Raw genomic sequence first — 234 nt, 5'->3', positions numbered from 1 at the left:
GACAACGCGGCTATGGAGAGCTTCTTCGGTACATTGAAATCCGAGTTCTATTACTTGAACCGGTTCGATAGCGTTGAGCAATTACGACACGGTATTGAGCAGTACATTGACTACTATAACCACCACCGGATCCGGCTGACATTAAATGGCCTGACTCCGGTGGAGTACAGAGAGCAGGCTGCCGCTGCAGCCTGATTAAACTGTCCAAGTTTTAGGGGTCACTTCAGTACATTT

1 protein-coding gene is annotated in these 234 nt (G+C 48.3%); it reads left to right on the top strand.

All coding sequences use genetic code 11. The features are described 5' to 3' along the window. A partial coding sequence (locus H3Z84_RS16875) for an IS3 family transposase (RefSeq protein ID WP_199458126.1) occupies positions 1-195 on the top strand: 195 nt, incomplete at its 5' end. Positions 196-234 lie beyond the last annotated feature (39 nt).

It is taken from the genome of Marinobacter sp. bablab_jr003, from assembly GCF_016464245.1.
Taxonomy (GTDB): Bacteria; Pseudomonadota; Gammaproteobacteria; order Pseudomonadales; family Oleiphilaceae; genus Marinobacter; species Marinobacter vinifirmus.
This window is presented reverse-complemented; position numbering and strand designations above follow the sequence as displayed.